At 69.4% G+C, this 14,148-nt stretch carries 12 protein-coding genes; 7 read left to right on the top strand and 5 right to left on the bottom strand.

Annotated elements, in window-relative coordinates; genetic code table 11:
• Positions 1 to 4: 4 nt before the first annotated feature.
• Complete coding sequence (locus tag ACY466_RS10865; protein WP_463245420.1) at positions 5 to 958, bottom strand: 5'-3' exonuclease; 954 nt, start codon at positions 956 to 958, stop codon at positions 5 to 7.
• A gap of 35 nt (positions 959 to 993) precedes the next feature.
• Between ACY466_RS10865 and ACY466_RS10860 the strand changes: the two genes are divergently transcribed.
• Positions 994 to 2,109, top strand: coding sequence for a M24 family metallopeptidase (locus ACY466_RS10860; protein WP_463245419.1), 1,116 nt, complete (start codon positions 994 to 996; stop codon positions 2,107 to 2,109).
• Positions 2,106 to 2,861 carry a maleylpyruvate isomerase family mycothiol-dependent enzyme gene (locus ACY466_RS10855; RefSeq protein ID WP_463245418.1) on the top strand — a complete coding sequence of 252 codons (756 nt, stop codon included), beginning with the start codon at positions 2,106 to 2,108 and terminating at the stop codon, positions 2,859 to 2,861. Before ACY466_RS10860 ends, ACY466_RS10855 begins: the two co-directional genes overlap by 4 nt.
• A 51-nt stretch (positions 2,862 to 2,912) precedes the next feature.
• Here the strand turns inward: ACY466_RS10855 and ACY466_RS10850 are convergent, their stop codons facing one another.
• Positions 2,913 to 3,314, bottom strand: a complete 402-nt coding sequence (locus ACY466_RS10850) for a PPOX class F420-dependent oxidoreductase (RefSeq protein ID WP_463245417.1) — start codon at positions 3,312 to 3,314, stop codon at positions 2,913 to 2,915.
• 32 nt (positions 3,315 to 3,346) lie between these two features.
• On the opposite strand from ACY466_RS10850, the gene ACY466_RS10845 reads away from it, so the two are divergent.
• The 4 genes from ACY466_RS10845 to ACY466_RS10830 are packed head-to-tail and all read left to right on the top strand — an operon-like array spanning position 3,347 to position 6,908.
• The gene (locus ACY466_RS10845; RefSeq protein ID WP_463245416.1) at positions 3,347 to 4,108 is read left to right on the top strand and encodes an SDR family NAD(P)-dependent oxidoreductase; all 762 of its coding nucleotides are present in this window, start codon (positions 3,347 to 3,349) and stop codon (positions 4,106 to 4,108) included.
• Positions 4,105 to 5,385, top strand: a complete 1,281-nt coding sequence (gene cbiE / locus ACY466_RS10840; RefSeq protein ID WP_463245415.1) for a precorrin-6y C5,15-methyltransferase (decarboxylating) subunit CbiE — start codon at positions 4,105 to 4,107, stop codon at positions 5,383 to 5,385. Before ACY466_RS10845 ends, cbiE begins: the two co-directional genes overlap by 4 nt.
• Entirely contained in the window at positions 5,382 to 6,131 is a 750-nt protein-coding gene (gene cobM, locus ACY466_RS10835) for a precorrin-4 C(11)-methyltransferase (RefSeq protein ID WP_463245414.1), read from the top strand. Before cbiE ends, cobM begins: the two co-directional genes overlap by 4 nt.
• A gap of 24 nt (positions 6,132 to 6,155) precedes the next feature.
• Positions 6,156 to 6,908, top strand: a complete 753-nt coding sequence (locus tag ACY466_RS10830; RefSeq protein WP_463245413.1) for a cobalt-precorrin-6A reductase — start codon at positions 6,156 to 6,158, stop codon at positions 6,906 to 6,908.
• A 14-nt stretch (positions 6,909 to 6,922) separates the two neighbouring features.
• Here the strand turns inward: ACY466_RS10830 and cobJ are convergent, their stop codons facing one another.
• The 3 genes from cobJ to cobG all read right to left on the bottom strand — a co-directional run bounded on the left by cobJ (position 6,923) and on the right by cobG (position 10,309).
• Positions 6,923 to 8,407: a precorrin-3B C(17)-methyltransferase gene (gene cobJ, locus ACY466_RS10825; protein WP_463245412.1), complete on the bottom strand. Its 1,485-nt coding sequence runs from the start codon at positions 8,405 to 8,407 to the stop codon at positions 6,923 to 6,925.
• The gene (locus tag ACY466_RS10820; protein ID WP_463245411.1) at positions 8,404 to 9,030 is read right to left on the bottom strand and encodes a precorrin-8X methylmutase; all 627 of its coding nucleotides are present in this window, start codon (positions 9,028 to 9,030) and stop codon (positions 8,404 to 8,406) included. Before ACY466_RS10820 ends, cobJ begins: the two co-directional genes overlap by 4 nt.
• A 91-nt stretch (positions 9,031 to 9,121) precedes the next feature.
• Positions 9,122 to 10,309, bottom strand: a complete 1,188-nt coding sequence (gene cobG / locus ACY466_RS10815; RefSeq protein ID WP_463245410.1) for a precorrin-3B synthase — start codon at positions 10,307 to 10,309, stop codon at positions 9,122 to 9,124.
• Between the two features lie 229 nt (positions 10,310 to 10,538).
• Here cobG and cobN point away from each other — a divergent pair, with 229 nt between their 5' ends.
• Entirely contained in the window at positions 10,539 to 14,144 is a 3,606-nt protein-coding gene (gene cobN, locus ACY466_RS10810; RefSeq protein WP_463245409.1) for a cobaltochelatase subunit CobN, read from the top strand.
• Positions 14,145 to 14,148: the final 4 nt, after the last annotated feature.

Here is a 14,148-nt window from a genome sequence, read left to right as displayed (position 1 = left end):
ATGGTCAGCGAGCCATGGCCTTGATCAGCCGCCCGATCGAATTCTGAACGCCGAGCTCGTCGGCGAGTACGGACAGGCGCTCCGGATCGACGGGCTCACGCGGAATCTCGTCCGACCGAGATCGAATGATGTCGGCGTCGGTGACCACCCGAACGACGGGCAGTGCTGCGTCGATGTAGTCGCGTGAGGCGAGCAGTTTCGCCCGGACCCCGGCGGCCAGCTCCGGATCCTGACTGTCGGCTGCAGCCAGAACGGCCTCGAGCGATCCGAACTTCGTCATCAAGGACGACGCACCCTTCTCGCCGATGCCTTTCACGCCGGGCAGCCCGTCGGACGAATCTCCGCGTAGGAGAGCGAGTTCCGCGTAGGCAGGGCCCGGTCGGTCGATCGGTACGCCGTACTTCTCCGACACCTCCGCCGGGCCGAACAGCTCGGCCTTCGCCAGTCCGCGACCGGCGTAGAGCACCCGGACCGGCACCGGTTCGTCGGCCACGACCTGGAGAAGATCACGATCACCGCTGACCACGACGACGGTGTCGACCCGCTCCTGAGCCGCCAACGTGCCGAGAACGTCGTCGGCCTCGAGGCCTTCGGCGCCCGCCGTGGCAATTCCCGCTGCTTCCAGAATCTCGAGAATGAGGTCGACCTGGGGCCCCAACGCATCCGGTGCGTCCTCGGAGTCAGGGCCGGACGCCGATTCGTCGAGTACGCGATGGGCCTTGTAGGACGGGACCAGTTCCACCCGAAAGGTGGGGCGCCAATTCAGATCCAGGCAGACCGACAGTCTCGACGCGCCGGTGCGGGTGATGAGCGAGGCGACCATGTCGATGAACCCGCGCACCGCGTTGACGGGCCGACCGTCGGGCGCGGTCATCGACTCGGGCAACGCGTGGAATGCCCGGAACCACAAACTGGCAGCGTCCAGAAGCAGGAGTGTTCTTCTCTCGTCGCCGGTCATGGGGACATCCTGCCGCACGCGTTAGCCTGAGGGGCATGACGTCACGATTTCCCAGTTCCGTGTACCGAGAACGACTCGCTCGAGCCGCCACGCTCACCGCGGAAGCCGGTCTCGACGCCCTCCTCGTGACTCCGGGCCCCGACCTGTTGTACCTACTCGGTTCGGGTGCCGAATCTTTCGAGCGCCTCACGTGCCTGGTGATCCCGGCAGACGGATCCGCGGCCACCGTCGTGGTGCCCCGCATCGAGCTCGCCGCCCTCTCCGATTCGGCCGCATCGGATCTGGGGCTCGAGCTGCGTGACTGGGTCGATGGAATCAGTCCCCATCGACTCGTCGCGGACCTGTTGCCCACTCCCGCACGGGCTGCCGTCGCCGACGCCATGCCGGCTCTGCACCTCGTGCCGCTCGCCGATGCGCTCGGCGCCCTTCCCGTTCTCGCCACGCCCGTGCTGCGCGAGCTGCGCATGACCAAGGACTCCGCCGAGATCGACGCATTGCGGAAAGCCGGAGCCGCGATCGATCGCGTACACGCTCGGATGGGCGAGTTCCTGGCGGCGGGCCGCACCGAAGCTCAGGTGGGCGCGGACATCTCGGCCGCCATCCTCGCCGAGGGACACACGGCGGCGGCGTTCGTCATCGTCGGCTCCGGCCCCCACGGCGCAGATCCGCACCACGAGGTCTCCGACCGGGTGATCGAGCCGGGCGACGTCGTCGTGATCGACATCGGCGGACCCGTCGAGCCCGGCTACAACTCGGATTCGACGCGGACCTACAGCATCGGCGAGCCGAGTGCGGACATCGCCGCCAAGTACGCCGTCCTCGAACGAGCTCAGCAGGCTGCCGTCGACGCCGTGAAGCCCGGGGTGACGGCCGAAACGATCGACGCAGCCGCCCGCGACATTCTTGCCGACGCGGGGCTCGCCGACGTGTTCGTGCACCGCACCGGGCACGGTATCGGCCTGTCGGTCCACGAGGAGCCGTACATCGTGGCGGGCAACGACATCGCACTCGCCGAGGGAATGGCCTTCAGTATCGAACCGGGGATCTACTTCCGCGGTGAGTGGGGCGCACGGATCGAGGACATCGTGGTGGTCACGGCCGACGGCTGCGAGTCGGTCAACAACCGACCGCACGGACTGACGGTTCTGTGAGCGTCGATCTGCTGGCCGCACTGCACCGCGAAGGTACCCGCCTGGCGGACATGCCTGCCGACGCGCTGGACGAGCCCGTCCCCTCCGTTCCGGGGTGGACGATGCAGCACGTCGTGCGGCACACCGGCAAGGTCCACCGGTGGACGGCCGCGCTTCTCGAAGCCGACCCGGGTGTCGATGCCCGTGCACTCGCCGGCGAAGTGGAGGCCCTCCCGAAAGGCCCGGCCGCACTCGACGCGTACCGCGACGCGCTCGACACTCTCGTCGAACGTTTTCGATCGACCGACGCGGAGCGGCCGGTGGCGACGTTCGTCGGCCCCGGCACGGCCGGATGGTGGTTACGTCGGCAAGCCCACGAGGTCGCCGTGCACCGCGTCGACGCCGCGGACGCGGTACATGCGGGGGGCGGTCCCGTACCGACTCCACTCGATCCGGGGGTGTCCGCGGACGGGATCGCCGAACTGACAGAACTTCAGTTCGTGCACCGGTTGCAGCACCATCTGCTGCCGCCGGAGGTGCTCGGGAAGTCGGTCCACGTGCACAGCACGGACGCGACCGACGTCGAGTGGACCTTCACCCTTGGTTCCGACGGCGTGACATCGGTTCGCGGTCACGCGAAAGGAGAGGTGGCCCTGCGCGGTACCGCGGCAGACCTTCTCCTCGTCCTGTGGCGTCGCCGCACGCTCGACGCCGTGGACGTCTTCGGGGACGCGTCGGTGGCGCGGGGATTCCTCGAGGCGACGCGCTTCTGACCGGGGGCGACACCGGTCGTCCTTCCGTCCCGGAGCGACGCCGGTCGCCCCTCATTCCCGGAGCGACGCCGACCCGAGCACCCGCACCACGTCGATCTCGATGACCACTCGCTGGGGGTTCTCGCGGGGTTGCCGGTAGCGCGCGGCGTAGCGGTTCTCGGCGTCACGCACGTCGTCGGCGTCGCGCAGTACTCGAGTCGGTCCCTCGAGGGTGAGCCACCGAGCTCCGTCGACCTGGGTGACGGCTCCGTAGCCGCCCCGTTCGGCGTTGCGCACCTTCTGCGACCCCTCACGAGTGATCACGCGCGCCTTTCCGTTCTCGGCGTCCCAGGTGAATCCGACCGCGACGACGTGCGGAGTCCCGTTCGGGCGCAGAGTGGCGAGAGTCGCGAGATGGCGCTCGGTGAGGAAGGTCGCGGCGTCGGCGTTCAGGGAGGAGGGGGTGGCGGGCATGGGATGAACGATAATCGAGGACACTGTTGGTCGTGAGCCCCCAACGCACCGATGACCGCGCCGGCACTCTCCTGCTGCTCGGCGGGCGCAGCGAGATCGGCGTCGAAGTGGCCGAGAGGATGGCACGCGATCGGCCCGTCGTGCTCGCCGCCCGGCGTAGCGACGACCTCGAGGCCGAGACCTCGCGTCTGCGAGCTGCGGGTGCACGATCGGTCGCGACGGTCGAATTCGACGCCGACGACGTCGCCGGGCACCACGAGTTCCTGTCGCAGGTGGCTCGGGACCACGGACCGCTCGACATCGTGGTGCTCGCGTTCGGAATCCTCGGCGACCAGGCTCGCGCGGAACGCGATGCCGCGCATGCCGTATCGATCGTGCACACCGATTACGTCGCGCAGGTGAGCGTCCTCACCCACCTCGCGACGATGCTGCGTCAGCAGGGTTCGGGTCGCATCGTGGCGTTCTCCTCCGTCGCCGGCATCAGGGTGCGCCGCGCCAACTACGTCTACGGATCCGCGAAAGCCGGTCTCGACGGCTTCGCGAGCGGTCTGGCCGATGCACTGCACGGCAGCGGAGTTCGATTGATCCTGGTCCGATCCGGATTCGTGATCGGCCGCATGACGGAGGGCATGTCGCCGGCACCGATGTCCAGTACGCCCGCACAGGTGGCCGACGCCGTCGCGGCCGCACTCGGATCGCGCAGGGACGTCGTCTGGGTGCCGGGACGGCTCCGCCCGTTCTTCTTCGTCATGCGGCTCGTTCCGCGGATCATCTGGCGCAGGATGCCTCGATGAAGCATCCGATCGACGTGGTCGGCATCGGTGCCGACGGCTGGGACGGTCTGGCGCCGCCGTCCCGACGCGCTCTCGCCGAGGCCGACGTTCTGTTCGGCTCGCGTCGACAGCTGGACGCGATCCCCGAATCGGCGTGCGCTGCAGACAGAGTCGTGTGGCCGAGTCCGATGTTGCCCCGGCTGCGGGAAACCGTGGACGTGTACGCCGAGCGCCGATGCTGCGTCCTCGCCAGCGGCGATCCCATGTTCCACGGTATCGGCGTGACTCTGGCGCGGACGTACGGGCCCTCGTCGATTCGCGTGTTCACCCACCCGTCGTCGGTGTCGCTGGCGTGCGCCAGGCTGGGCTGGGCGCTCCAGGACGTCGAGATCGTCAGTGTCGTCGCCCGAGCGGTGGAGACCGTCCTCCCGGCCCTCGTCCACGGTCGTCGTGTTCTGGTCCTCGGTGAGGATCGGCACACGCCGTCCTCACTCGCGGATCTGCTGCAGCGCAACGGTTTCGGGATGTCCGCGATGACGGTCCTCGAACAGCTCGGGAGCGTGGAGGAACGAGTGCGCACGCTGCCGACCGAGACGTGGGCCGAGGGCCTCGACGCTTCCGACGCACCCGGCGCGCTGAACGTGATCGCACTGGACGTCGCCACCGACGATGCGGGACAGGGCATCCGCGCCACCCGCAATCCCGGTCTCGCCGACTCCCTCTTCGTCGGCGACGGCCAACTCACGAAATCCGAGGTTCGGGCGCTGACGGTCACCGCGCTCGCTCCCACCCCCGGCGAACTTCTCTGGGATGTCGGCGGCGGCTCCGGCAGCATCGCCATCGAGTGGATGCGCACCCACCCTCGCTGCCGCGCCGAAGTGTTCGAACGAGTCGACACCCGCATTGGGAGTATCCGCACGAACGCCGGAGCGCTGGGCGTTCCGTCGATGTCGATCCGCGGGGCCGCACCGGAATCCTTCGATGGCGCTCCGACTCCCGACGCCGTCTTCGTCGGTGGCGGCGTCACTCAACCCGGACTTCTCGACGGCTGCTGGGCGGCGCTGCGACCGGGCGGGCGACTCGTGGCCAACGCGGTCACCGCCGAATCCGAAGCGTTGCTGCTGGCGTGGTATTCGAAGCACGGCGGCACCCTGCGCAGAATTCAGATCCAGCGTGGGGAGCCCCTCGGGCGTTTCACCGGATGGCGCCCGCAGATGCCGGTGACGCAGTGGGTGGCGGTCAAGACGACCGAGCGCACGGACCCCGAATCGACAGTCCCACTGGAGGCGAACCCATGACCGTGTACTTCATCGGAGCCGGACCGGGAGCGGCGGACCTCATCACCGTGCGCGGCGCCCGAATCATCGCCGAGAGCCCCGTGTGCCTGTATGCGGGCAGCCTGGTTCCGCGCGAGATCCTCGACACGTGCCCGCCCGACGCGCGTGTGGTGAACACCTCGCGGATGACGCTCGATGCCATCGTCGACGATCTGATCGACTCGTCGCGCGCGAATCTCGATGTGGCACGAGTTCATTCGGGTGACCCGTCGTTGTACAGCGCTGTCGCGGAGCAGAAGCGACGCCTCGACGCCGCCGGGGTGGCATCGGTCGTCGTGCCGGGTGTCCCTGCGTTCGCGGCCGCCGCGGCGTCACTGGGTCGCGAGCTGACGGTGCCGGGTGTCTCGCAGACCGTCGTACTGACTCGGATCTCGACGCTGTCGACCGCGATGCCCGAGGGCGAGCAGTTGCCGATTCTGGCCGCGAGCGGTGCCACCATGGTGATCCATCTCGGCGCCAAGCAGATCGAGTCCATCGCCCGCGAGCTGATTCCGGCGTACGGGTCCGATTGCCCGGCCGCGGTCGTCGCCTTCGCCAGTCGCGACGACGAGAAGATCGTGCGGGGAACACTGGCGGAGATCGCGGCGTCCACCATCGAGGCAGGGATCACCAAGACCGCCGTCATCGTGGTGGGCCGAGTGCTGGCGGCGGAGAGCTTCCCGGACAGCTTCCTGTACTCGGCGGCACGGCGCCGTCTGGATCACTGAGCGCAGCAGATAGATTCGACAGCCATGACCACCGCTACCCACATCCTCGTTCTGGGCGGCACCGCCGAAGCACGCACGCTGGCCTCCGCCCTCTCCGGTGACCCCGATCGCCGGGTGACGTCGTCTCTCGCCGGCCGCGTCGCACACCCGCGTCTTCCGGTCGGGGAGGTGCGCGTGGGCGGGTTCGGCGGCGCGACCGGGCTCACCCGCTGGGTGGAGCGCCACGACGTCGATCTGGTCATCGACGCCACGCACCCCTTCGCCGCGACGATCACCGCCCACGCGGCCGAGATGTCCCGGCTGTGCGACGTTCCGCTGACCGTGCTGAGACGACCGTCGTGGACCGCGGAGCCAGGGGACCGATGGTCACCGGTGGCCGACATCGCGGGAGCAGCCGCGGCGCTCCCACATGGGTCGACGGCACTGCTGACCATCGGGCGCCTCGGCGTCCACCGGTTCGCCCATCGCGACGACGTCGACTTCACCATCCGGTGCATCGATCCGCCCGACGCCCCCTTGCCCGCGCGAGCGCGCGTCATCCTCGCACGGGGGCCGTTCGCGCTCGAGAATGAGCGAGAGTTGTTGTCTCGGTCCGGAATCGACGTCATGGTCAGCAAGAACAGCGGGGGAGCGGCAACGCAGGCGAAGCTGACGGCGGCTCGGGAAGCGGGGATCGAGGTCGTCATGATCGACCGGCCGCCGCTCCCGGTGTCCGGTCTCGACGTGGTGACGACGGTCGAGGAATGCCTCGACCGAGTACACCGCCTCGGTAGGTGACGGAGCCCCGAGACCTACAGCTGCGCCGCGTCGGTCGCGTACCGGCGTGAGGTGAACACCCGACCGCCCGACACCGCGGTGGTCGACGCCCCGATGATGAGCAGGCACCGCATGTCGATGCGCTCTGGTTCGAGTTCGTCGAGACGCATGACGGACACGCTTTCCTCCGGTCCGGAGACGTCGCGACCGACGATCACGGGGGTGTGGGGACCGCGGTGCTCGAGGACCAGATCGCGCAGGGCGGCGACCTGCCACGTCCGGGTCTTCGACGCCGGGTTGTAGACCGCGATCGCCATGTCCGCCGAGGCAACCGCCCGAATGCGCTGTTCGACGACGTCCCAGGGCTTGAGCCGGTCGGAGAGCGAGATGACGGCGTAATCGTGACCGAGAGGGGCTCCGACCCGGCTCGCCACGGCGTTCGCCGCCGTCACCCCGGGGCACACCCGCACCGAGATGGATCGCCAGCGCTCCTCGGCGGCCACCTCGAGAACCGCTGCAGCCATGGCGAAGACGCCGGGATCGCCCGACGAGACGACGACGACCCGAGCCCCTCGGGACGCCAGATCCAGGGCCATCTCGGCGCGCTCGGATTCGACCCGGTTGTCGCTCGCGTGGCGGTTCTGGCCGGCCCGATGTGGAACTCTGTTGATGTAGGTGGTGTAGCCGACCAGGTCCGTGGCCATCGAGATCTCGTGCCGCACTTCGGGAGTCGTCCATTGGTCCGAGCCGGGTCCGAGCCCGACGACGACGACCTCACCGACGTCCGGGCGGCGCAGGGTCGCGTGGGTGGGGCTCGAGACCATGGCGATGGAGAAGTACGGCACGTCGGCGTCGTCCACGTCCGCGGCCGCCGTCACCTTCTCTCCGTCGGTGCTGGCCCGTTCGACGTACCGGCCCTCGGCCAACCGGCCGCTGTCTCGAAGTGCTTGTCGCACAGCGGGATAGGTCCGTCCGAGCTTGAGAATGGAGGCGGCGTCGGTGTCGCGCAGACGGCGGGTGAGTTCGGCCTGCGGCAGGGTCCCCGGCAGGATCGTCAGCACTTCCTCGCCCTCGACGAGGGGCTCGCCCAGTGCGGCCGACGCGGCGCTCACCGAGGTGACACCGGGCACGACCTCGGTGTCGAACCGGGGCGCGAGCCGCACGTGCATGTGCTGATAGGAGCTGTAGAACATGGGGTCGCCGGCCGCCAGCAGAGCCACCGATCGGCCGGCCTCGAGGTGGACGGCCAAGCGCTCGGCGGCCTCGGTGTAGAAGTCCGCGAGCGCGCCGTCGTACCCGCCGGGGTGATCGGTGCCCTCGGTGGTGACGGGGTAGACCAGATGCTCTTCGATCTGACCCTCGCGCAGGTACGGTTCGGCGGTCCGTCGGGAGATACTGCGGCCGTGCCGAGCGCTGTGGAAGGCCACCACGTCGGCCGCGGCGATGACCCGCGCGGCCTTGACCGTGACCAGCTCGGGATCCCCGGGCCCGATACCCACCCCCCAGAGTTTGCCGCTCACTCTCGTTCCGTCGCAATGGCATTGATGGCGGCGGCTGCGATCGCACTTCCGCCGCGACGTCCGGTCACCAGCAGATAGTCCAGCCCCAGTCCCGACGCGATGAGATCGTCCTTCGATTCGGCGGCGCCGATGAAGCCGACGGGACCGCCGAGAATCGCGGCGGGACGCGGGGCGCCGTCCGCGACGAGCTCCATGAGGCGGAAAAGGGCGGTCGGCGCGTTACCGATGGCGACGACCGCGCCGTCGAGATGCTCGACCCACAGGTCGACCGCGGCGGCGGTGCGCGTCGTGCCCTTCGCTCGAGCCATCTCGGGAACATCCGGGGCGTTGAGCGTGCAGATGACCTCGTTGTCGGCCGGGAGGCGTCGACGCGTCACTCCCGACGCGACCATCGTGGCGTCGCACAGAATCGGCGCCCCGGCTCGCAGCGCCGCTCGCCCCTTGGCGACGACGTCCGGAGTCGCCTTCACCGAACCGGCGAGATCGACCTCGCCACAGGCATGGATCATGCGAACGACCACCTGCGCGACGTCGTCCGCGAAGGCCGACAGATCGGCCTCGGCGCGGATGGTCGCGAAGGAACGTCGGTAGATCTCGTCGCCGTCGCGGATGTAGTCGTGCATGGCACCACGATAGGGAGGTCGGTAGCGGAACGGTGCGTCAGGGTGGCAGCGACACCCGTCGGCGTCCCCGCCACCTCGTCGTGGTTCGGACCTACCCGTCCGTCGTGGTTCGGACGTACCCGTCGACGCCCGCCACGACGTCGGTGACGGTGCCGCGCGGCCGACCGCAGCGGCGTTCGCACCCCACCCAGTGCTCGCGGCCGGTCTCGGAGATCGCACCGTCCGCCACCGCGGCGTCGAGATCGGCGCGCACGTCGGAACGTGATTTCTCGCAGCCGGGGCTCCCGACGCAGGAGCTGACGCGAACCCACGGCGACTCGGCGTCGAAGATCAGACCCATCGGAGCGAGGACACGCACCACCTGCTCGGCGGCGAACTCCTCGAGGTCCACGATCACCAGTGAGCGCCACGGCGTGACGTAGACGTCCCGGTCGATCGCGGCGAGGAACTCGGCGGTGCGGGCGGGTAGCACCCCGTGCGCCACCGTCGCGCCGAGTGCCACGGTCGCGTCGTTCTGGACGAACCAGCCGATCGGTGGTTCCGTGCCGATCTCGACATCGAGTGCGTTCACACCCGGCGCGCCCGTGTTCGCGGCGTCGCCCGGCGCCTCCAGGTGACGCAGTACCCGATTCACCCCGTCGGGGAGTTCGGCGATCCGCCAATGACCGTCGCGCTCGGCGCGGAAGCCGCGCGCGGCAGCGAGCATCACGTCGACGGCCTCGTGTCGGTCCACCCGGACCCCGCTGTCTCGGCCGGCCAGGATCAGCCCGAACCGGTGGTCGTCCAGCGCGTGCACGCCGATGTCCGCCGCGAAGCCGGAGACATCGCCGCGGCCGTCGTCGACGCTGAACAGGACGCGGCCGGGCAGCTCCGCGAGCGTGTCGTCGCGCATCAGTCGTCGGTCCAGTTCGGTGACCAGATCGCGGACGTCGGACCGGCCCTCGACGCGGCCGGACAGCGGCGACGCCAGGATGTTGCGCACCCGTTCATGGGTCTCGGACGGGAGCAGCCCGGCGTCGGCGAGTCGTCGGGCCAGTTCGTCCGGATCGGTCACCGCGCGCAGCTGCACGTTGCCCCGCGACGTGAGGACCAGGTTGCCGTCCGAGAGTTCGGTCGCCGCCGCGGCCAGCACCCCGAGCTGCGTGGAGGTGAGTCGGCCACCGGGAAGACGCACCCGCGCCAGCGCCCCGTCGGCGGCCCGGTGTACCTGCAGTGCGCCGGGGCAGGCGTCGGGCCGGGTGCGGTCCGACGTGGGGCTGTCGGAGGGATCGATACTCACGGGGTCCAGGCTACGACCCGAACGACCGTCGACCCGACGTGCCCGAGGACCCTGCCGTCCTCACGCCCCCGGCCGCCGGGCCCGTACGATCACAGTCGAGCAGCGCGGAAGCCGGTGCAATTCCGGTGCGGTCGCGCCACTGTGACGCGCACCGGGTGCGCGAAGTCAGACCCGAGCCGCTCACCGAGAACCACCGACGGGGCGCGAAACCCCAGGGGAGGCACCACCTGTGATTCTGCTGCTGTCCACGTCGGACACCGACCTGCTGAGCGCCCGTGCGAGCGGCGCCGACTACCGGTGGGCGAACCCGTCGCGTGTGCTCGTGAGCGAGGATCTTCCGACGATGCTCGACGGCGTCGATCTCGTCGTCGTGCGCATTCTCGGCGGGCGCCGCATGTGGGAGGACGGCATCGACGCGGTGCTGCGATCCGGCCTTCCGGTGGTGATGCTCGGTGGCGAGCAGGCCCCCGACGCCGAGCTCATGGAACTGTCCACCGTGCCCGCCAACGTCGCGGCCGAAGCCCATCAGTACCTGGCCGAGGGCGGCGCCGACAATCTTCGCGAGCTGGCGTGGTTCCTGTCGGACACGGTGTTGCTGACCGGTCACGGTTTCGCGCCTCCGGCTCACCTGCCGACATGGGGATTCCTGGCGCGCGAGGACGCCGAGGTCACCGGGCCCACCGTGGCCGTTCTGTACTACCGAGCTCAGCACCTGGCCGGCAACGTCACCTACATCCACGCGTTGTGCGACGCCATCGCACACGCCGGGGCCCGGCCGATGCCGATCTACTGCGCGTCTCTGCGCAGCGCGGATCCCGAGCTGCTCGAGGCATTGCGTCGGGCCGACTCGATGGTGGTCACCGTGCTCGCCGCCGGCGGCACGCGTCCTGCGAACGTCGGTGCCGGCGGCGACGACGAGGCCTGGGACGTCACCGAACTCGCTGCGCTCGACGTGCCGATCCTGCAGGGCCTGTGTCTCACCAGCAGCCGCGCGAACTGGGCCGCGAACGACGACGGGATGTCACCGCTCGATGTCGCCACCCAGGTGGCGGTACCCGAGTTCGACGGCCGCATCATCACGGTCCCGTTCTCGTTCAAGGAAATCGATTCCGACGGCCTCAGCACGTACGTACCCGACCTCGAGCGGTGCTCCCGGGTCGCCGGGATCGCCGTTCGGCACGCTCGGTTGCGCCACATCCCCAACCGGGACAAGCGGGTCGCGCTGATGCTCTCCGCGTACCCCACCAAGCACGCCCGGATCGGCAATGCCGTCGGCCTCGACACCCCCGCCAGCGCGATCCGCATGCTCACCGAGATGCGCGAGCGCGGATACGACGTCGGACCGATCGACGGCGACGACGCGGTGCCCGGACTCGCCGCGCAGGACGGAGATGCGCTGATCCACGCTCTCATCGCCGCGGGCGGCCAGGACGCCGATTGGCTGACCGCCGAGCAGCTCGAGGGCAACCCGATCCGTATCTCCACGGCGCAGTATCGGCCGTGGTTCGACACGCTTCCCGACGATCTGCGCAGCGGCGTCGTCGAACACTGGGGTGAGGCCCCCGGTGAGCTCTACGTCGACCGCTCTGCCGACAAGGACGGCGAGATCGTCATCGCCGCATTGCGTTTCGCGAACGTCGTGCTCATGGTGCAACCGCCCCGCGGCTTCGGTGAGAACCCCGTGGCCATCTACCACGACCCCGATCTGCCCCCGAGCCATCACTACCTCGCCGCGTATCGGTGGCTGGCGGCGCCCGAGGAGGACGGTGGCTTCGGCGCCGACGCCGTGGTGCACCTGGGCAAGCACGGAAACCTGGAATGGCTGCCGGGCAAGACGCTCGGAATGTCCGCGTCCTGCGGCACCGACGCGGCACTCGGCGATCTCCCGCTGATCTACCCGTTCCTGGTCAACGACCCGGGGGAGGGTACGCAGGCCAAGCGCCGCGCCCACGCCACCCTCGTCGACCACCTCATCCCGCCGATGGCCCGCGCGGAGAGCTACGGCGACATCACCCGCCTCGAGCAGTTGCTCGACGAGCACTCCAACATCTCGACGCTGGACCCGGCGAAGCTCCCGGCCATCCGCCAGCAGATCTGGACGCTGATGACCGCGGCACAGATGCACAAGGATCTGGGGCTCGAGGAGCGCCCCGACGAAGAGGTCTTCGACGACATGCTGCTGCACGTCGACGGGTGGCTCTGCGAGATCAAGGACGTCCAGATCCGCGACGGTCTGCACATTCTCGGTGAGGCGCCGCACGGCGAGGCCGAGGTCGACCTGGTGCTCGCGATGCTCCGCGCCCGGCAGATGTGGGGCGGCGAGCGCACGGTTCCGGGTCTTCGGGAGGCCCTGGGACTCAGCGAGGACGGCGACGAGGCTCGGACCGACGTGGACTCGGTGGAGGAACAGGCACGCGGCCTGGTCGCCGCGCTGCACCGCACCGACTGGGACGTGTCCGCGGTCGAGAGCATCACCGAGGGCCTGCCCGATGCCGTGGGTGACATCCTGCGGTTCGCTGCGGTCGAGGTCGTTCCGCGGCTCCGGCAGACCGACCAGGAGATCCACCGGGTGATGCACGCCCTGAACGGCGGATTCATCCCCGCCGGTCCGAGTGGGTCACCGCTGCGTGGCCTGATCAACGTGCTGCCCACCGGCCGCAACTTCTACTCCGTCGACCCCAAGGCCGTTCCTTCTCGCCTGGCGTGGGAGACGGGGCAGGCCATGGCCGAATCGCTCGTCGCTCGCTACCTGCAGGACCACGGCGAGTACCCGAGGTCGGTGGGTCTGTCCGTGTGGGGAACGTCGGCGATGCGCACGTCCGGTGACGACATCGCCGAGGTGTTCGCCCTGCTCGGCGTGTTGCCGGTCTGGGACGAGGCGTCGAGGCGCGTCACCCACCTGGAGCCGATCTCCCTCGAGGAACTGAAGCGACCGCGCATCGACGTCACGGTGCGCATCAGTGGCTTCTTCCGCGATGCGTTCCCGCACGTCCTCGCGATGATGGACGACGCCGTGCGGATGGTCGCCGCGCTGGAGGAATCGGACGAGCAGAACTACGTGCGAGCCCACGCACAGGCCGACCTCGCCGAGCACGGCGACGATCGACGGGCCACCACTCGCATCTTCGGGTCCAAGCCCGGGACCTACGGCGCCGGGCTGCTGCAGCTCATCGACAGCAAGAGCTGGCGCAGCGACGAGGATCTGGCGCAGGTGTACACCACCTGGGGCGGTTTCGCCTACGGCCGAGGACTGGACGGGGTTCCCGCGGCCGAGGACATGCGCTCGTCCTACCGGCGCATCGCGGTGGCGGCCAAGAACACCGATACCCGTGAGCACGACATCGCCGATTCGGACGACTACTTCCAGTACCACGGCGGCATGGTCGCGACGGTGCGCGCGCTCACCGGGACCGCGCCCGAGGCGTACATCGGTGACAGCACCCGCCCCGAGTCGGTACGCACCCGCACCCTGCACGAGGAGACCTCCCGGGTGTTCCGCGCTCGCGTGGTCAATCCGCGATGGATGGACGCGATGCGGCGGCACGGATACAAGGGGGCGTTCGAGATGGCGGCGACCGTCGACTACCTCTTCGGGTACGACGCGACCACCGGCGTCGTCCAGGACTGGATGTACGAGAAGCTCACGCAGGAGTACGTGCTGGACGAGGTGAACCGCAAATTCATGTCCACCTCCAATCCCTGGGCGCTGCACGGCATCTCGGAGCGCTTGCTCGAAGCGGTGGAGCGCGGGATGTGGGCGGAACCCGATCCGCAGGTTCTCGCGGACCTTCGCGCGGCGTACCTCGAGAGCGAAGGAGACCTGGAGGGGGAGTGACCCG

This window comes from Rhodococcus sp. K11/5 (genome assembly GCF_055193735.1).
The sequence above is the reverse complement of the archived record's forward strand: the minus strand, read 5'-3'. Positions and strand labels throughout refer to the sequence as shown.